The sequence below is a fragment of the Burkholderia sp. R-40 genome (genome assembly GCF_049942845.1).
GTDB lineage: Bacteria > Pseudomonadota > Gammaproteobacteria > Burkholderiales > Burkholderiaceae > Burkholderia > Burkholderia ambifaria.
Map to the genome: position 1 here is coordinate 1,576,853 of NZ_CP187967.1, position 17,899 is coordinate 1,594,751.

Annotated in this window: 17 protein-coding genes and 1 tRNA gene; 13 read left to right on the forward strand and 5 right to left on the reverse strand. The window is 65.4% G+C overall.

Annotated elements, in window-relative coordinates:
* Positions 1-23: 23 nt before the first annotated feature.
* Both ACP26O_RS07340 and ACP26O_RS07345 read left to right on the forward strand, forming a co-directional pair.
* A complete protein-coding gene (locus ACP26O_RS07340; RefSeq protein ID WP_165751295.1) occupies positions 24-1,343 on the forward strand; it encodes an MFS transporter in 1,320 nt (439 codons plus the stop codon).
* A gap of 44 nt (positions 1,344-1,387) precedes the next feature.
* Positions 1,388-2,335 (forward strand): dihydrodipicolinate synthase family protein, encoded by a 948-nt coding sequence (locus ACP26O_RS07345; protein ID WP_175663832.1) that lies wholly within the window; start codon positions 1,388-1,390, stop codon positions 2,333-2,335.
* Between the two features lie 112 nt (positions 2,336-2,447).
* On the opposite strand, the gene ACP26O_RS07350 is transcribed toward ACP26O_RS07345, so the two are convergent.
* Entirely contained in the window at positions 2,448-4,121 is a 1,674-nt protein-coding gene (locus tag ACP26O_RS07350) for an electron transfer flavoprotein-ubiquinone oxidoreductase (RefSeq protein ID WP_012363721.1), read from the reverse strand.
* 178 nt (positions 4,122-4,299) lie between these two features.
* Between ACP26O_RS07350 and ACP26O_RS07355 the strand changes: the two genes are divergently transcribed.
* Together ACP26O_RS07355 and ACP26O_RS07360 are read left to right on the forward strand one after the other, a co-directional pair.
* On the forward strand, positions 4,300-5,076 hold the full coding sequence (locus ACP26O_RS07355) for an SDR family oxidoreductase (protein ID WP_011656663.1): 777 nt from the start codon (positions 4,300-4,302) through the stop codon (positions 5,074-5,076).
* 32 nt (positions 5,077-5,108) lie between these two features.
* Complete coding sequence (locus ACP26O_RS07360) at positions 5,109-5,540, forward strand: acyl-CoA thioesterase (protein WP_006753331.1); 432 nt, start codon at positions 5,109-5,111, stop codon at positions 5,538-5,540.
* Positions 5,541-5,646: 106 nt separating this feature from the next.
* Here the strand turns inward: ACP26O_RS07360 and ACP26O_RS07365 are convergent, their stop codons facing one another.
* Complete coding sequence (locus ACP26O_RS07365; protein WP_011656664.1) at positions 5,647-6,192, reverse strand: PAS and helix-turn-helix domain-containing protein; 546 nt, start codon at positions 6,190-6,192, stop codon at positions 5,647-5,649.
* A gap of 223 nt (positions 6,193-6,415) precedes the next feature.
* Here ACP26O_RS07365 and ACP26O_RS07370 point away from each other — a divergent pair, with 223 nt between their 5' ends.
* Both ACP26O_RS07370 and ACP26O_RS07375 read left to right on the forward strand, forming a co-directional pair.
* Positions 6,416-7,120 (forward strand): CoA transferase subunit A, encoded by a 705-nt coding sequence (locus ACP26O_RS07370; RefSeq protein ID WP_426356319.1) that lies wholly within the window; start codon positions 6,416-6,418, stop codon positions 7,118-7,120.
* 1 nt (position 7,121) lies between these two features.
* The gene (locus ACP26O_RS07375) at positions 7,122-7,763 is read left to right on the forward strand and encodes a CoA transferase subunit B (RefSeq protein ID WP_175655837.1); all 642 of its coding nucleotides are present in this window, start codon (positions 7,122-7,124) and stop codon (positions 7,761-7,763) included.
* 77 nt (positions 7,764-7,840) lie between these two features.
* On the opposite strand, the gene ACP26O_RS07380 is transcribed toward ACP26O_RS07375, so the two are convergent.
* The 3 genes from ACP26O_RS07380 to ACP26O_RS07390 are packed head-to-tail and all read right to left on the reverse strand — an operon-like array spanning position 7,841 to position 10,169.
* Complete coding sequence (locus tag ACP26O_RS07380; RefSeq protein WP_175665095.1) at positions 7,841-8,554, reverse strand: SDR family oxidoreductase; 714 nt, start codon at positions 8,552-8,554, stop codon at positions 7,841-7,843.
* A 38-nt stretch (positions 8,555-8,592) separates the two neighbouring features.
* The gene (locus ACP26O_RS07385) at positions 8,593-9,600 is read right to left on the reverse strand and encodes a polysaccharide deacetylase family protein (protein WP_175665096.1); all 1,008 of its coding nucleotides are present in this window, start codon (positions 9,598-9,600) and stop codon (positions 8,593-8,595) included.
* An 11-nt stretch (positions 9,601-9,611) separates the two neighbouring features.
* The gene (locus tag ACP26O_RS07390; protein ID WP_175665097.1) at positions 9,612-10,169 is read right to left on the reverse strand and encodes an ester cyclase; all 558 of its coding nucleotides are present in this window, start codon (positions 10,167-10,169) and stop codon (positions 9,612-9,614) included.
* Between the two features lie 138 nt (positions 10,170-10,307).
* On the opposite strand from ACP26O_RS07390, the gene ACP26O_RS07395 reads away from it, so the two are divergent.
* The 7 genes from ACP26O_RS07395 to infC all read left to right on the forward strand — a co-directional run bounded on the left by ACP26O_RS07395 (position 10,308) and on the right by infC (position 17,859).
* The gene (locus tag ACP26O_RS07395; protein ID WP_175665243.1) at positions 10,308-11,213 is read left to right on the forward strand and encodes a LysR family transcriptional regulator; all 906 of its coding nucleotides are present in this window, start codon (positions 10,308-10,310) and stop codon (positions 11,211-11,213) included.
* A gap of 130 nt (positions 11,214-11,343) precedes the next feature.
* Positions 11,344-12,240, forward strand: a complete 897-nt coding sequence (locus ACP26O_RS07400; protein WP_175665098.1) for an alpha/beta fold hydrolase — start codon at positions 11,344-11,346, stop codon at positions 12,238-12,240.
* Positions 12,241-12,321: 81 nt separating this feature from the next.
* Complete coding sequence (locus tag ACP26O_RS07405) at positions 12,322-12,675, forward strand: RidA family protein (RefSeq protein ID WP_006758848.1); 354 nt, start codon at positions 12,322-12,324, stop codon at positions 12,673-12,675.
* A 39-nt stretch (positions 12,676-12,714) separates the two neighbouring features.
* Positions 12,715-14,934: a RelA/SpoT family protein gene (locus ACP26O_RS07410; protein WP_175665099.1), complete on the forward strand. Its 2,220-nt coding sequence runs from the start codon at positions 12,715-12,717 to the stop codon at positions 14,932-14,934.
* Between the two features lie 95 nt (positions 14,935-15,029).
* Positions 15,030-15,106: transfer RNA gene (locus ACP26O_RS07415), tRNA-Val, on the forward strand.
* A 271-nt stretch (positions 15,107-15,377) separates the two neighbouring features.
* Positions 15,378-17,285 carry a threonine--tRNA ligase gene (gene thrS, locus ACP26O_RS07420; RefSeq protein WP_011656673.1) on the forward strand — a complete coding sequence of 636 codons (1,908 nt, stop codon included), beginning with the start codon at positions 15,378-15,380 and terminating at the stop codon, positions 17,283-17,285.
* Positions 17,286-17,334: 49 nt separating this feature from the next.
* A complete protein-coding gene (gene infC, locus ACP26O_RS07425; protein ID WP_081467222.1) occupies positions 17,335-17,859 on the forward strand; it encodes a translation initiation factor IF-3 in 525 nt (174 codons plus the stop codon).
* The last annotated feature ends 40 nt before the right edge of the window (positions 17,860-17,899 follow it).

The window sequence follows — 17,899 nt, forward strand, 5'->3', positions numbered from 1 at the left end:
TCAGGACAATGGAGACAGACGCAATGAACGAGAATCATGCAGTTCCGACGGCGCCGCCACGCATCCGGCGCGGACAACGTATCGCGCTCGCGCTGCTGATGGTGAGCGGCATCGTCAACTATCTCGACCGCGGCACGCTGGCCGTCGCGAGTTCGGCCATCCGGAACGATCTTGGTCTGTCGCTCTCCGAAATGGGCTTGCTGCTGTCGGCGTTTTCGTGGAGCTATGCGTTATGCCAGTTCCCGGTCGGCGGACTCGTCGATCGCATCGGACCGCGCCGCTTGCTGGGCGTCGGGCTGATCGTCTGGTCGCTCGCGCAGGCGTCGGGCGGCATCGTCGCCACCTTCGGTTGGTTCATCGTCGCGCGTATCGTGCTCGGCATCGGCGAGGCGCCGCAGTTCCCGTCGGCGGCGCGGGTCGTGAGCAACTGGTTTCCGCTGCGCGCGCGCGGGACGCCGACCGGCATCTTCAACGCGGCATCGCCGCTCGGCACCGCGCTCGCGCCGTTGCTGCTGGCGGTGCTCGTCGCGTCGTTCAACTGGCGCTGGGCGTTCGTCGCGACGGGTGCGCTCGGCCTCGTCGTCGCCGTGATCTGGTTCGCCCTGTACCGCGATCCGGCACGTGCGCAACTGACGGCAGCGGAACGTGCGTATCTCGACGCCGATGCGCAGACCGCCGTCGCGATGCCGAAGCTGACCTTCGCCGACTGGCGCAGCCTGTTCTCGCACGGCACGACCTGGGGCATGCTGATCGGATTCTTCGGGTCCGTGTATCTGAACTGGGTCTACCTGACCTGGCTGCCGGGCTACCTGACGATGGAGCGTCACATGAGCCTCATTCGCACCGGGTTTGCGGCGTCGGTGCCGTTCCTGTGCGGATTCGTCGGCTCGCTGGTCGCCGGCTGGCTGTCGGATGTGGTCACGCGCCGCAGCCGCTCGCCGGTCGTGAGCCGGCGCAACGCGGTGGTCGTCGCGATGCTCGGGATGGTCGCATTCACGATTCCGGCCGCGCTCGTGCAGAGCAACACGGTCGCGCTCGCGTGCATTTCGGTCGTGATCTTTCTCGCCAATGCGGCATCGGCGTGTTCGTGGGCGCTCGCGACGGCGGCCGCGCCGCCGAGCCGCATCGCATCGCTCGGCGCGATCCAGAATTTCGGCGGTTTCATCGGCGGGGCCCTCGCGCCTATCCTGACGGGTGTGATCGCGCAGAAGTGGTCGTTCGTGCCCGCGCTGCTGACGGCGGCGGCAATCGCCTTCGCCGGGGCGATGGCCTACCTGCTGCTGGTTCGCAAGCCGATTCCCGAACAGGCCGCGAGCACCGCGTCCGGCGCGCTGCCAGCCTGAGCGCCGCGCCTCCATCACGTATTCAAGAAAGCAAGGAGAAACAGATGCAACACCATCAGCAGTCGAGCGCGACCATCGAGGGGATCGTACCGGTGATGCTGACGCCGTTCGACGACGCCGGCGCCATCGATTACGCGGGACTCGAGCGACTCATCGAATGGTATCTGGCGTACGGTGCGGATGCGCTGTTCGCGGTCGCGCAATCGAGCGAGATGCAATTCCTGAGTCTGGCCGAACGGGCGGAACTCGCGCGTTTCGTGGTCGAACGCGTGGCCGGGCGCGTGCCCGTCGTCGCGTCCGGGCACATCAGCGACGATCTCGATGCGCAGGTCGCCGAGTTGCGCGCGGCCGCGGAATCGGGCGCACAGGGCGTCGTGCTCGTGACCAACCGCCTCGACCCGCAGCGCAAAGGCAGCGCCGCGTTTCTCGACCATCTCCACAAGCTGCTTGCGCGCCTGCCGTCGGATCTGCCGCTCGGCTTGTATGAATGTCCGGCGCCATACCGCCGATTGCTGTCCGATGACGAACTGCGTGCGTGCATCGACACCGGCCGCTTCGTGATGCTCAAGGACGTGAGTTGCGACCTGGAGACGGTGAAGCGGCGCGTGGCGCTCGCCGCGGGGTCGCCGCTGAAGATCCTGAATGCGAACGCCGCGATCGCGTGGGATGCGATGAAGGCGGGCTCCGCCGGCTTCAACGGCGTGTTTACCAACTTTCATCCGGATCTGTATCGATGGTTGCGCACGCGGGGCGACTCGGATCCGGCGCTCGCCGACGAGTTGTCGACGTTCCTGGTGGTCTCGGCCGTGTCGGAAGCACTGGGCTACCCGGCGCTGGCGAAGATCTATCACCAGCGGATCGGCACGTTCGCGTCGATTCGCTGCCGCGCGATCGACTACGACGTGCGCGAGCGGTTCTGGGCGCTCGATGCGGTGCTCGACAAGATCGTGTCCGGTACCGAGCACTTCCGTCGGCGGATCGCGGCGCGCTGACCGGGCCGCTCTGGCGTGCCATGCATGAGTCGCACGCCGGAGCGAGGGCAGCGCAGCATCGACTGTCGGACGGGTGAAAAAAACGCCGCGCGAGGCGGCGTTTTCCGGCAGGTTACATGTTCGGGTAATTCGGCCCGCCACCGCCTTCCGGCGTGACCCACACGATGTTCTGCGTCGGGTCCTTGATGTCGCAGGTCTTGCAGTGCACGCAGTTCTGCGCATTGATCACGAGGCGATCGCCACCGTCGTCGTTCTTCACGAACTCGTACACCGCCGCCGGGCAGAAGCGGGCCTCCGGCCCCGCGTACGTGCGCAGGTTCACGTTCACCGGCACGCTCGCGTCCTTCAACGTCAGATGCGCCGGCTGGTTCTCCTCGTGGTTCGTGTTCGAGATGAACACCGACGACAGCCGGTCGAACGTCAGCTTGCCGTCCGGCTTCGGATACTCGATCGGCGTGCATTGCGACGCCGGTTTCAGCATCTCGTGATCCGCATGCTTGTGATGCAGCGTCCACGGCACGTTGCCGCCCATCACCTTCTGCTCGAGCCCGACCATCAGCGTGCCGAGATACAGCCCCTTGGCCATCCACTGCTTGAAGTTGCGTGCGCGGTACAGCTCGGTGTACAGCCACGATTGCTTGAAGGCGTCCGGATAGGCGTTGAGCTCGTCGCTCTGACGGCCGGCCTGCACCGCGTCGAATGCGGCGTCCGCCGCCAGCATGCCGGTCTTGATCGCCGCGTGGCTGCCCTTGATCCGCGATGCATTCAGGAAGCCCGCGTCGTCGCCGATCAGCGCGCCGCCCGGGAACACCGTCTTCGGCAGCGACAGCAGGCCGCCCGCCGTGATCGCGCGCGCGCCGTACGACACGCGCTTGCCGCCTTCGAGGAACGCGCGGATCGACGGATGCGTCTTGTAGCGCTGGAATTCCTCGAACGGCGACAGGTACGGGTTCGTGTAGCCCAGGCCCACCACGAAGCCGACCACGACCTGGTTGTTGTCCATGTGATACAGGAACGAGCCGCCGTACGTATCGGACTTCAACGGCCAGCCGGCCGTGTGGATCACGAGGCCGGGCTTGTGCTTCGCGGGATCGATTTCCCACAGCTCCTTGATGCCGATCCCGTATGCCTGCGGATCCGCGTTCGCGTCCAGTTTGAACTTCGAGATCAGTTGACGGCCGAGGTGGCCACGGCAGCCTTCGGCGAACAGCGTGTACTTCGCGTGCAGCTCCATGCCGAGCTGGAAGTTCTCGGTCGGCTCGCCGTCCTTACCCACGCCCATGTTGCCGGTGGCGACGCCCTTCACGGAGCCGTCGTCGTTGTAGAGAATCTCGGCGGCGGGGAAGCCCGGGAAGATCTCGACGCCCAGCGCTTCGGCCTGTGCCCCCAGCCAGCGCGTGACGTTGCCCAGCGAGATCACGTAGTTGCCGTGGTTCTGGAAGTTGGCGGGCAGCGCCCAATTGGGCGTGGTGACCGCGCCCGTCTCGGACAGGAACAGGAAGCGGTCTTCCGTCACCGCGACGTCGAGCGGCGCGCCGCGTTCCTTCCAGTCGGGGAACAGTTCGGTGATCGCGCGCGGGTCCATCACCGCGCCCGACAGGATGTGCGCGCCGATCTCGGAACCCTTCTCGAGCACGCACACGCCGATCTCGGTGCCTTTCTCGGCGGCCAGCTGCTTGAGCCGGATCGCCGCCGACAGCCCGGCGGGGCCGCCGCCGACGATCACGACGTCGTATTCCATCGATTCGCGCGGGCCGTACTGCTCGATGAGGCTTGCGGGGGTCATTGGCGTTCCTCTAACCGTTAGAATGCTTTTATTCGGGAGCGTATTGTCTGCGAAACGAAACGCTTGCCGCAACAGCATGCGAATAGATTAGCACGATCGTTCTATTTTTTGTGCCAGGGTTATGCTGCGTGGGGCAGGGCGCCCGTCGCGGCGAAACGATATCGAAAGGGGATGTGCAATGGGTCGATCGATCAATCTGGAAGGCAAGGTCGCGCTGGTCACGGGCGCATCGAGCGGTCTCGGGCAACGCTTCGCGCAGGTGCTGTCGCAGGCCGGTGCGAAGGTCGTGCTCGCGAGCCGCCGCGTCGAGCGCCTGAAGGAACTGCGCGCGGAGATCGAGGCGGCGGGCGGTGCCGCACACGTCGTGTCGCTCGACGTCACCGACGTGCAGAGCATCAAGGCGGCCATCGCGCACGCGGAGACGGAAGCCGGTACGATCGACATCCTCGTCAACAATTCGGGTGTCTCGACGATGCAGAAGCTCGTCGACGTGACGCCGGCCGATTTCGAATTCGTGTTCGACACCAACACGCGCGGTGCGTTTTTCGTCGCGCAGGAAGTCGCGAAACGGATGATGATGCGCGCGAACGGCAACGGCAAGCCGCCGTACCGGATCATCAACATCGCGTCGGTGGCCGGCCTGCGCGTGTTCCCGCAGATCGGGCTGTATGCGATGAGCAAGTCGGCGGTCGTGCAGATGACGCGCGCGATGGCGCTCGAATGGGGCCGCCACGGGATCAACGTCAACGCGATCTGTCCGGGCTATATCGATACCGAAATCAATCATTACCTGTGGGAAACCGAGCAGGGCCAGAAGCTGCAGTCGATACTGCCGCGCCGGCGCGTCGGCAAGCCGCAGGATCTCGACGGGCTGTTGTTGCTGCTCGCGGCCGACGAGTCGCAGTTCATCAACGGCTCGATTATCTCCGCCGACGACGGCTTCGGCCTCGCCTGAGTGGATGACATTCCGCAACAAAGAAGACTGCAATGAGCGAATATTCCCCCGTATTTGAAATGTCGATGCCGATCCGCTGGGGCGACATGGATGCGTTCGGCCATGTGAACAACACGGTCTATTTCCGCTACATGGAACAGGCGCGGATCTCGTGGTTCGAGGAACTCGGCATCGCGGGCGGCAACGGCGAGGGGCAGGGGCCCGTGATCGTCACGGCGTCGATGGAGTTCCTGAAGCAACTGCACTATCCGGGCGACGTGATCGCGCGGATGTCGGCCGCGAAGCCGGGCCGCAGCAGCTTCGACACTGGTTTCGAGCTGACGCGCGCGGACGATCCGCAGCACGTCTACGCACGGGGCAATGCGCGCTGCGTGTGGGTCGACTATGCGCTCGGCAAGTCGGTGCCGCTGCCGCAACTACTGCGCGATACGATCGAGCGCGCGCTCGCGGCGAAGGTCGGCTGAGCGCGGCGGCATCGACGCCGGTGCACGGGCGCCGGTGTGTCGCCATTTCCTGAAGTTCTCCCGAATCGGCCGCGTCACGCGGCCGATTGCCATTGCGGCGCGCGTGTTACTGGCCGAGCAGGCGCTGCAGCAGCTCCGGCGTATTGTTCGTGCCGTACTTGCGCATCAGCCGCGCGCGATAGATGTCGACCGTGCGCGAACTGATGTCGAGCATGCGCCCGATCTGCTTGCTGGTCTTGCCGGTCGCGAGCTGCGCGGCGATTTCGCGTTCGCGCGGCGTCAGCTCGACGGCGACGCGGCGTGTCGCGCTCAGGTCCTCGAAGGTCCAGATGCCGGCCGCGAGCGGTGCGGTGCGGTCGAGCGCGCGGCCCGTCACATGGCACCAGAACAGCTCGCCGTCGGCCCGTTTCATGATTCTGTCATCGGCGTAGATGCCGTTCGCGATCATCACCCGCGAAATGCGTTCACCGATCCGCTGGAATTCGCCCGGCGACGGATAGAGCACCTCGTATGATTTCCCGAGCAGATCGGCGCGCGCGCAGCGGAAGATCGACGCGAGCGCGTCGTTGCAGTCCTCGATCACGCGGTCGCGCGACATCACGAGGCCGAGCGGCGCGAGGTGAAAGGCAGTCTGGTAATCGAGAGCGGGCATGGCGCAGGCAGGCGGAGGGAAATGCTTATGTATTTTTGCGTATTGTGCCGTATCCACGCCGCATCGTACCCTTTCAGGCATCTCGCGGTGGTTTGCCGCGATATAAAAACAGCGCGCCTCGACGCAGGTATCGCCGTGCATGCATAGAATGGTGCGGCGGGCTTGCGGCCCAGTGGGCGCGTGAACCGGTTTTGCTGGTTTCCATAGAGGAAGGGACATACAGATGAACAAAGTCTATCCAAGCGCGGCCGCCGCGCTGGAAGGGATCGTCCGTGACGGACAGACCTTCGCGGTGGGCGGCTTCGGCCTGTGCGGGATTCCCGAGGCACTGATCGGCGCGTTGCGCGATTCGGCCGTCAAGGGCATCACCTGCATCAGCAACAACGCGGGCGTCGACGGCTTCGGTCTCGGCCTGCTGCTGGAAACGCGCCAGATCAAGAAGATGATCTCGTCGTACGTCGGCGAGAACAAGGAGTTCGAGCGCCAGTACCTGGCCGGCGAGCTCGAGCTCGAATTCACGCCGCAGGGCACGCTCGCCGAGAAGCTGCGCGCGGGCGGTGCCGGCATTCCCGCCTTCTTCACGAACACCGGCTACGGCACCGTGATCGCGGAAGGCAAGGAAACGCGCCAGTTCGGCGATCGCCACTACGTGCTCGAGCCGTCGCTGACGGCCGACGTCGCGCTCGTGAAGGCGTGGAAGGCCGACAAGTCCGGCAACCTGATCTATCGCCGCACCGCGCGCAACTTCAACCCGATGTGCGCGATGGCCGGCAAGATCACCGTCGTGGAAGTCGAGGAGATCGTCGAGAACGGCACGCTCGATCCGGACCAGGTCCACACGCCGGGCATCTTCGTGCAGCGCATCGTGCTGAACGCGACGCCCGAGAAACGCATCGAACAACGCGTCGTACGCACGAAAGGAGACTGACATGGCCTGGAATCGTGACCAGATGGCCGCGCGCGCGGCGAAGGAACTGCAGGACGGCTTCTACGTGAACCTCGGCATCGGCCTGCCGACGCTCGTCGCGAACCACGTGCCGGAAGGCGTCGAGGTGTGGCTGCAGTCGGAGAACGGCCTGCTCGGCATCGGTCCGTCGCCGACCGAGGACGAAGTCGATGCGGATCTCATCAACGCCGGCAAGCAGACCGTCACGACGCTGCCGGGCTCGTCGATCTTCTCGTCGGCCGATTCGTTCGCGATGATTCGCGGCGGCCACATCAACCTCGCGATCCTCGGCGCGATGCAGGTCAGCAAGACGGGCGACCTCGCGAACTGGATGATCCCGGGCAAGATGATCAAGGGCATGGGCGGCGCAATGGATCTCGTCGCGGGCGTGAAGCGCGTTGTCGTGCTGATGGAGCACGTCGCGAAGGGCGACCAGCACAAGATTCTCGACGAATGCAACCTGCCGCTGACGGGCGTGGGCGTGGTCGACCTGATCATCACAGATCTCGGTGTGATCGAAGTGACGCCGGCCGGCCTGAAGGTGCTCGAGCTCGCCGACGGCGTGAGCGCGGAAGAGATCCAGACGAAGACGGGCGCACCGCTCGATGTGAGCGCGGTCGCCTGAGCATCGTTCTTTCCGCATGACCCTCGACGCCCCGCGTTCCGTCAGGAACGCGGGGCGTTTTGTCATGACCGCAGGCGTCACGCGATCGCGCCGCCGCCGTCGATCAGCACCGTCGAACCGGTCGCGTAAGGCGTCGTGGCCAGGTAGACGATCGCGTTCGCGACGTCCTCGGGCTGGCCCACCCGGCGTGCGGGAAGGCGCTGGGCGGCGCCCGCGTACATCGCATCGCGCGCGTCGGGGGCGAGCTTGTCCCACAGCGGCGTCGCGATCAGGCCCGGCGACACGGTGTTCACCCGCACGGGCGCCAGCTCGAGCGCAAGGCCGCGGGCGAGCGCCTCGAGCGCCGCGTTGATCGCACCCTGCAGCACCGACGACGCGCTCGGCCGCACGCTGAGGTAACCCGACACGAATGTCAGCGAACCGCCGGGTGCGATGTCGATCGAGCGGGCGATGCGGTATGCGCCCCAGAACTTGCTGTCCATCGCAGCCTGCGCGTCGGCAAGCGGCAGTGCGCGCAGCGGGCCCGTGGCCGTCTTCGCGGCCGAAATCACGACGTGATCGAACTGGCCGACGCGCGCGCAGAACGCATCGACGGCCGCCGTATCGGTGATGTCGAGCGCTTCGGTGCGCACGGGCACGTCCGGCGCGGCATCTGCACCGGCCCTGGCCGGGTCGCGCGATGCGATCATCACGACAGCGCCGCGTTGCGTGAAGGCTTTCGCGGCCGCGGCGCCGATACCCGAGCTGCCGCCGACGACAAGTACTTTCTTTCCGTGGAGTGGATCGTTCATGGTGGTCGTTCCGATGAGAGGAGGTGAGTGGAACCCGGTCAGATCGTTTCGGCTTCGCGCAGCGTCGACGGGCTGCGCAGCGCGAAGCGGGCGATGTCGTCCTTGCGCATGAAGGCCACTCCCGGATGCGATCGGGCGTAGCGCAGGAAAGCATCCCAGGCGCGGACCATCTGCGGCGTGCCGCTGATCCGGTCGTGCGCGCTGATCGACATCAATCTGCGCCGCTGCCCGGCTTCCGCGTACAGCTGGTCGAAATCGAGCTTGATCTGCTCGAGAAACATCGTCGGTGAGTAGTTGCGGCCCTCGATCAGCAGGATGTCGTTGTTGCGCAGCGTGTACGGGACGACCACGAAATCGCGACCGCCGACGGTCTCGATGAACGGCTCGTCCCGGCTGACGTCGTCGATGTGGTACACGTAACCGAGTTCCTGCAGCAGCGGCAGCGTGTGCGGCCCGCGCCGCAGCCAGTTGCAGTTGTAGCCGACCGGGCGCTGTCCCGTCACCGCTTCGACCATGTCGCGTGCTTCGGTGAGGAAGCGACGCTCGTCGTCGCGGTTCATCGCGAATTGCGAGCGCCATGTCGGGCCGTGCGCGGCCGCTTCGTGGCCGCGCGACACGATCTCGCGCGCCAGTTCGGGATGCCGGCGTGCGGCCTCACCAATCATGTGCGACGTGACTTTCACGCCGTGCCGATCCCACAGGTCGAGCAGGCGCGGAATCCCTTCACGATAGCCATACGCGAACCACGTGGCCGACGCCAGATCGACCGGCACCGACGACGGAAATTCGACGGGCGGGAACGGGCTGTCCGCGCCCTTCGGCGGTTGTCCGCCGGCCTCGAATTGCATCGAGATCGAGATGACGAGCCGCGTATCGTTCGGCCAGAATCCGCCGGCGCGCGTGTCTTCCTGCGGTGCCGGCGCGGCGGCGGCCGGCTGCGAGGCGCCCGCGACCATCGCGACGCCGGCCGCCAGCCCGGCGCCGGCCTGTGCCAGAAACGTGCGGCGCGCCGGAGGCGTCGGCGAATGGGAGTCGTTGTAGGTCATCGTCCTCTCCTTCAGCCGACGAGCCCGAGCTGACGCATCAGCGTCAGGTTGTCCTCGATGTGCCAGTTTTCCGCAATCCGGCCGTGATCGATCCGGTAGATGTCGGTCGCGATGAAGTCGACCGTCTGCCCGCTGCCGGCCGTGCCATTGAACGTGCCGGTGAAGTGCCCGCGAAAATGCAGGTGCACGACGACCCGGTCGCCCGCGACGATCATCTGCTCGATGTCGCAACGCAGGTCCGGGATGGCCGCGCGCATCGTTTGGGATGCCGCGAGCGGTCCGGATACACCCTGTGCGCGGCCGGCCGGAAGCGTCCGGTCGATGAAGCCGGTGGCGAGTGCCGTTTGGGCGAGGCTGGCGTCGCCGGTATCCCAGAACGTGCCGTAGCGACGCGCGGCGAGGATCTGCGCGCGTGCCTGCTGGGCCGGCAGGTCGGCCGCGACGGTCAGGCTGTGCGGCTCGACGAGGCCGGCCGCGTGGGAGGCGGCCGGCGACAGCGCAACGACGCAGGCGGCCGCGGCGATGACACGGGTGATCGGGCGAGCGGCCGAAAGAAGGCGAATCGACATGGTTTCGGGTGTCCTGTGGATGGCGTCGTGCGACGACGCGGAACAGGTATGGTAGGTTTTCGATTTCCATCTAAATACGGTCGGAAATCGAATGGATTATTCGAAAAAAGGAAAGGTTTGCTCGGGGACGGTGCCGCGATGCTGATCGACGATCTCCCGGCGCTCGATACCTTCGCGAGGATCGTGTCGGCCGGCAGCCTGTCGGCGGCGGCGCGCGAGCTGGACTTGTCGCTGTCCGTCGTCAGCAAGCGGCTTGCGCATCTCGAATCGCAGCTCGGCGTGCGTCTGCTGCACCGGACGACGCGGCAGCAGACGCTGACCGACGACGGTGCGCAGTTCCACGCGCAGGTGCTGCGCATCCTCGCCGAAGTCGAGCGTGCCGAAACGCTGATGAGCGATCGCCGCGGCACGGTCGGCGGTGTGCTGCGCGTGACCGCGCCGGGCGAGCTCGGCCGGCTGCGGATCGCGCCGCTCGTCGCGGCGTTTCAGCGGCGGCATCCCGAACTGATCGTGCAATTGATGCTGACCGATGCGATCGTCGATCTGCTCGCGCATGACATCGATGTCGCCGTGCGGATCGGCATCCTCGCCGATTCGACGATGATCGCCCGCGAGCTGGCGCCGAATCATCGTGTGCTTTGCGCGTCGCCGAGCTATGTCGCCGCGCACGGTTTGCCAGCTGAACCGGCCGAGCTTCGTGCGCACCGATGCATCGTGATGGGCGACCAGCCGCGTGCCGAGTGGCGGTTCGACGGTGACCAGGGCACGGTTGCGGTCGAGGTGACGGCCGCGCTGCTGACGAACGACGGCGGCGCGGCGCGTACGTTGGCGCTGGAGGGCGCGGGCATCGCGCTGAAGTCGATCTGGGACGTCGGTGCCGATCTCGATGCCGGTCGACTGATCCGCGTGCTGCCGGCATTCGCGGCGCCGGCGGCGCCGCTTCATGCGGTTTATCCCGGTGGTAGTCACGTGCCGTTGCGCGTGCGCGCATTCGTCGATTTCCTGCGCGAGCAGTTGCGCGACGCATGGGGCCGCGGCGACTGAGCGCGCTGCGAGCGATGTGCCGGCGGGGGGGGGCGTGACGACCTGCGTTGACGAAGCGGTTTACAATCGTTTGCATCGGGCGGCGCATGCGTTGCCCGCCGCGCCGCCTCTGTTCGACAGGATGCCAACGATGCCGATCACCTCAGCGAATCCCCCGGTTCCCCGTCAGCGACGCGTGCAGTGTGCAAGCGCCGCCGGCCTTCACCACGTCGCCTATACCGAATGGGGCGACCCGGCCAATCCGCGCGTGCTGGTCTGCGTGCATGGCCTGACCCGTTCGGGGCGCGACTTCGACCGGCTCGCCGCCGCGCTGTCCGATACGTATCGCGTCGTCTGCCCCGACATCGTCGGGCGCGGTCGCTCCGACTGGCTCGCCGATCCGCGGCATTACGCGATTCCGCAATATGTTGCCGACATGGTCACGCTGATCGCGCGGCTCGACGTCGAGTCGGTCGACTGGTTCGGCACGTCGATGGGCGGGCTGATCGGCATGGCGCTCGCAGGGTTGCCCGGTTCGTCGCTGCGCCGGATGATCGTCAACGACGTCGGCCCGCGCATCGAACCCGATTCGCTGACGCGCATCGGCGAATACCTCGGCGTGCAGCCGCGCTTCGCGACCGAGCAGGAAGGCGTCGACTATCTGACGTCGCTGTCGCTGCCGTTCGGGGAACTGACCGGCGACGAATGGCGCGAGATCAACCGGCCGTTGCTGCGCGAGTTGCCCGACGGCGGCTGGACGATGCGCTACGATCCGCGCATCGCCGAGCCGTTCAAGGCGACGACGCCCGAACTGGCCGCGCTCGGTGAGGCCGCGCTGTGGCGCGCGATCGAGACGACCGATGCGTCGCTGCTCGTCGTGCGCGGCGCCGAGTCAGACCTGTTGTCGTGCGAGACCGTCGCCGAGATGGTGCGCCGCGGCCGGCATGTGACGCAGGCGGAAATTCCCGGCACGGGGCACGCGCCGGCATTCCTGAACGCCGACCAGATTGCGCTCGCGCGGCGGTTTTTCGTCGAAGGCGTCTCATAAACGCGTCATAATATGCGGTTCGGCGGCACGCGGGCCGCGTCGTCGCCGATTCTTCACCCATTCAAACGACCGGAACATTCCATGGCAGTCATTCGTCACCACGTCGGAGCCCGTCTCTCCGAAACCGCGATCCATAACGGTACCGTGTATCTGGCTGGCCAGATCGCCGAAGACACCACCCAGGACATCAAGGGCCAGACGCGCGAAGTGCTGGGCCACATCGACCGCCTGCTCGCCGAAGCGAACAGCGACAAGGCGCATCTGCTGTCGGTGCAGATCTACATTTCGGATCTCGCGAACTTCGAAGGCATGAACGCGGAGTGGGACGCGTGGGTCGCGCCGGGCAACACGCCGCCGCGCGCGACCGTCGAGGCGAAGCTCGCGGATCCGGCGCTGCTGGTCGAGATCGTCGTCGTCGCCGCGCAGCGGAGCTAAGCGAAGCATCACGATGACCGCAATACGCCAGGCCGTGCGATGACCGAGTCCGTTACCGCTTCTTCCGTCGCGGCGCCGTCGTTCGACGACGTGCTCGCGTTCGTGCGCGAGCGGGCCGGCGACGCGCGCCTGTCGACGGGCGAACTGCTCGCCGATCACTCGGCGGGCACCGCGTCGATCATGCGCACGTTGAACGTCGACCCGCACGCAATGCAGGCGGCCGCGCTGTTCGTGCTGACGCCGCATCTGAACGATCCCGAGCGGGAACTGACCGAACGGTTCGGCGAAGAGGTCGCGCGGCTCGTGTCCGACGTGCGCAAGCTGCTGCGGCTCGGCACCGTCAGCCTGCGCGCCCAGAACGCGATGCCTGAAGCCGGGCGCGACGCGGCGGAAGAGCGGCGCACGCAGATCGAGGCGCTGCGCAAGATGCTGCTGGCGTTCGCGCAGGACATCCGCGTGGTGCTGATCCGGCTGGCGTCGCGCTTGCAGTCGCTGCGGTATTACGCGGCGGCGAAGATCGATCCGCCGCCCGACGTCGCGCGCGAGACACTCGAGATCTACGCGCCGCTCGCGAACCGTCTCGGCATCTGGCAACTGAAGTGGGAGCTCGAGGATCTCGCGTTCCGCTTCGAGGATCCGGTCACCTACAAGCGCATCGCCAAGCTGCTCGACGAGAAGCGCATCGAGCGCGAGGCCTACGTCGCCCAGGCGATCGAGCGGCTCCAGCACGAGCTGGCGGAAGCGCACATCCCGGCCGACGTGAGCGGGCGGCCGAAACATATCTACAGCATCTGGCGCAAGATGCGCGGCAAGGAGCTCGACTTCGCCGAGCTGTACGACGTGCGGGCGTTCCGCGTGATCGTGCCGGACATCAAGGATTGCTACGCGGTGCTCGGCATCGTGCATCACCTGTGGCAGCCGGTGCCGAAGGAATTCGACGACTACATCTCGCGCCCGAAGCCGAACGGCTACAAGTCGCTGCATACGGTCGTGATCGGCGACGACGGCCGCGCGTTCGAAGTGCAGATTCGCACGCAGGAAATGCATCGCTTCGCGGAGTACGGGATCGCCGCGCACTGGCGCTACAAGGAAGCCGGCGCGCGCGGCTATGGCGGCCAGTTCTCGGCGAGCGACAAGTACGACGAGAAGATCGCGTGGCTGCGCCAGCTGCTCGCATGGAAGGACGACGTCGAAGTGTCGGGCGACCAGGCGTGGGCCCAGCTGCGCGAGACGTCGCTCGACGACGACCACATCTACGTGCTGACGCCGCAGGCGCGCGTGATCGCGCTGCCGCAGGGTGCGACGCCGGTCGATTTTGCCTACCACCTGCACAGCGAGCTCGGCCATCGCTGCCGCGGCGCGCGCGTCGACGGCGTGATGGTGCCGCTGAACACGTCGCTCGCGAACGGCCAGACCGTCGAGATCGTCGCGGTGAAGGAGGGCGGGCCGTCGCGCGACTGGCTGAACCTGCAGCTCGGCTACCTGAAGAGTTCGCGCGCGCGACAGAAGGTGCGGGCGTGGTTCAACTCGATCGAGCAGGAGGAGAACATCGCGCATGGCCGCGCGCTCGTCGAAAAGACGCTGCAGCGCGAGGGCAAGACGTCGGTCAATCTCGACAACCTCGCCGCGAAGCTCGGCTTCAAGTCGCCCGACGAACTGTTCTCGGTCGTCGGCAAGGAAGAATTCAGCCTGCGCAACGTCGAGCACGCGCTGTCCGATGCGCCGCCGCCCGAGCATGCGCCCGAGGCGCCCGCCGATTTCGAGAAGCGCAGCAGCGGGGCGAGTGTCGCGCACGGCGCGTCGACCGGCGTGCTGGTGGTCGGCGTCGATGCGCTGTTGACCCAGCTTGCGCGCTGCTGCCGTCCGGCGCCGCCCGACCCGATCAGCGGTTTCGTCACGCGCGGCAAGGGGATGTCGATCCACCGCAGCGACTGCCCGACGTTCCGGCGGATGGCTGAACGGGCGCCGGAGCGCGTGCTGCAGACCACCTGGTCGGCCGACGTGCTGGGCGGACGCGGCGCGTCCGTCTATCCGGTCGACCTGATGATCGAGGCGAGCGACCGGCAAGGCTTGCTGCGCGACATCTCGGAAGTGTTTGCGCGCGAGAAAATGAACGTGGTGGGCGTGAAGACGCAGAGCCGCCGCAATGCGGCGTTCATGCAGTTCACGGTCGAGGTGTCGAATTCCGCGCAGGTGCAGCGTGCGTGCACGCTGCTTGGCGAAGTGCAGGGCGTCGTGCGGGCGGGGCGCAAGACGTGACGCCCCCGTAATGGGGGCGGAACACGATCGTTTTGCTGCGGCCGCATAAAACACTTGCCAAGTCGGCGCTGGCTCCATATAATCTTAGCTTCTCTAGGCTCGTAGCTCAGCTGGTTAGAGCACCACCTTGACATGGTGGGGGTCGTTGGTTCGAGTCCAATCGAGCCTACCAACGAATTGAGAATGCCCGGTTTCCGGGTATTCGATGCAGTAGATAACTCAACGCGAACAGGGCGAATACGGTTATGACACCGCGAACGTTGACCGAAACCTTTTCGGAGCGACGCTAGTCGAGGAACGTTTTCGCCCTTTCAGCCTGAGTGAAGTATCGAATGCGGCCCCTCGAAAGCGGGGCCGCATTTTTTTTGTCGCGAAATTTCGCGCGTGATTTTTTATATCGCGTACCTGGTTTGCCGCCCACTGTCGGCATCACGGAGATTGCTATGGTTTCGATACGCTTGCCTGACGGCTCAGTTCGACAATACGAGCATCCGGTGACAGTTGCCGAGGTTGCGGCCTCGATCGGTCCCGGCCTCGCGAAGGCTGCGCTTGGAGGCAAGCTCGATGGCGAGCTCGTCGACACGTCCACGGTCATCGATCGCGACGCAGCGCTCGCGATCATCACGGACAAGGATGCCGACGGTCTCGACATCATCCGTCACTCGACCGCGCACTTGCTCGCGTACGCGGTGAAGGAACTGTATCCGGATGCGCAGGTGACGATCGGTCCCGTGATCGACAACGGCTTCTACTACGACTTCTCGTATAACCGCCCGTTTACGCCGGAAGATCTGGAAAAGATCGAAAAGCGCATGCAGGAAATCGCGAAGAAGGACGAGCCGGTGACGCGCCGCGTCGTGTCGCGCGACGAGGCGGCCGGCTATTTCCGCAGCATCGGCGAGAAGTACAAGGCCGAGATCATCGAATCGATTCCGCAAACCGACGAAATCAAGCTGTACTCGCACGGCGGCTTCACGGATCTGTGCCGCGGCCCGCACGTGCCGTCGACCGGCAAGCTGAAGGTCTTCAAGCTGATGAAGGTCGCGGGCGCGTACTGGCGCGGCGACTCGAAGAACGAGCAGCTGCAGCGCATCTACGGTACGGCCTGGACGAAGAAGGAAGACCAGGACCAATACCTGCACATGCTCGAGGAAGCGGAAAAGCGCGACCACCGCAAGCTCGGCAAGCAGCTCGACCTGTTCCATATGCAGGAAGAGTCGCCGGGCATGGTGTTCTGGCATCCGAAGGGCTGGGCACTGTGGCAGCAGGTCGAGCAGTACATGCGCCGCCGCGTGAACGACGCCGGCTACCTCGAGATCAAGACGCCGATGATCATGGACCGCTCGCTGTGGGAAGCGTCGGGCCACTGGCAGAACTACCGCGAGAACATGTTCACGACGGAGTCGGAGAAGCGCGACTACGCGATCAAGCCGATGAACTGTCCGGGGCACGTTCAGGTGTTCAAGCACGGCCTGCGCTCGTACCGCGACCTGCCGCTGCGCTACGCGGAATTCGGTTCGTGCCACCGCAACGAGGCATCGGGCGCGCTGCATGGCCTGATGCGCGTGCGCGGCTTCGTGCAGGACGATGCGCACATCTTCTGTACGGAAGAGCAGTTCATCGCCGAGTCGATCGCGTTCAATACGCTGGCGATGAGCGTGTACAAGGATTTCGGGTTCGAGCACATCGACATCAAGCTGTCGCTGCGCCCCGAACAGCGTGCGGGCACGGATGAAACGTGGGATCGTGCCGAGCAGGGCCTGCGCGACGCGCTGACGGCGTGCGGCCTGTCGTGGGAAGAGCTGCCGGGCGAAGGTGCGTTCTACGGTCCGAAGATCGAGTACCACATCAAGGACGCGCTCGGCCGGTCGTGGCAGTGCGGCACGCTGCAGCTCGACATGGTGCTGCCGGAGCGCCTCGGTGCCGAGTACGTCGCGGAGGACAACAGCCGCCGCCGGCCGGTGATGCTGCACCGTGCAATCGTCGGTTCGATGGAGCGATTCCTCGGCATTCTGATCGAGCACCATGCCGGCGCGATGCCGGCCTGGCTCGCGCCGTTCCAGGCAGTTGTGCTCAATATCGCCGAAAGTCAGGTGGAATATGCACACTCTCTGACCCAAACGTTGCAAAAACAAGGGGTTAGGGTGGCGGGCGATTTGCGCAACGAGAAGATTAGCTATAAAATACGCGAGCACACGCTGGAAAAGGTGCCTTATCTCCTCGTCGTGGGTGATAAGGAGCGTGATGCGCAAACGGTAGCCGTGCGTGCCCGTGGCGGCGTCGATCTTGGCGTTATGCCGATCGAAGCCTTCGTTGAGCGTCTGCAGGAAGACCTGCGTTCGTTCAAGTAACCGCCCTGGCAGCGCGGCTCGTTTTTTTAATTTTTAGAGGAAACGTAACATCGCTACTGATAAGTCGTCGCATCGCATCAACGGTGAAATTTCTGCGCCGGAAGTGCGTCTGGTCGGGCTCGAGAACGAACCGCTCGGTATCGTAAAACTCGCTGATGCGTTCCGTAAATCGGAAGAACTGGATGTCGACCTCGTGGAAATCGCGCCGCAAGCGGTTCCCCCGGTCTGCCGCCTGATGGACTACGGCAAGTTCAAGTATCAGGAGTCCAAGAAGCAGCACGAAGCGAAGCTGAAGCAGAAGGTCATCCAGGTGAAGGAAGTCAAATTCCGCCCGGGTACCGATGACGGTGACTACAACGTCAAGCTCCGCAATCTCGTGCGCTTCCTCGAAGAGGGCGACAAGACGAAGATCACGTTGCGTTTCCGCGGCCGCGAAATGGCTCACCAAGAGATCGGCATGCGGATGCTGGAACGTCTGCGCACGGATCTCGAGGAAGTCGGCCAGGTCGAGCAGATGCCGAAGATGGAAGGGCGCCAGATGATCATGGTGCTCTCGCCGAAGAAAAAGAAGTAACGGGCCCGCGCGCACGGCGCGCAGGTTCGCAAGTGGTTCG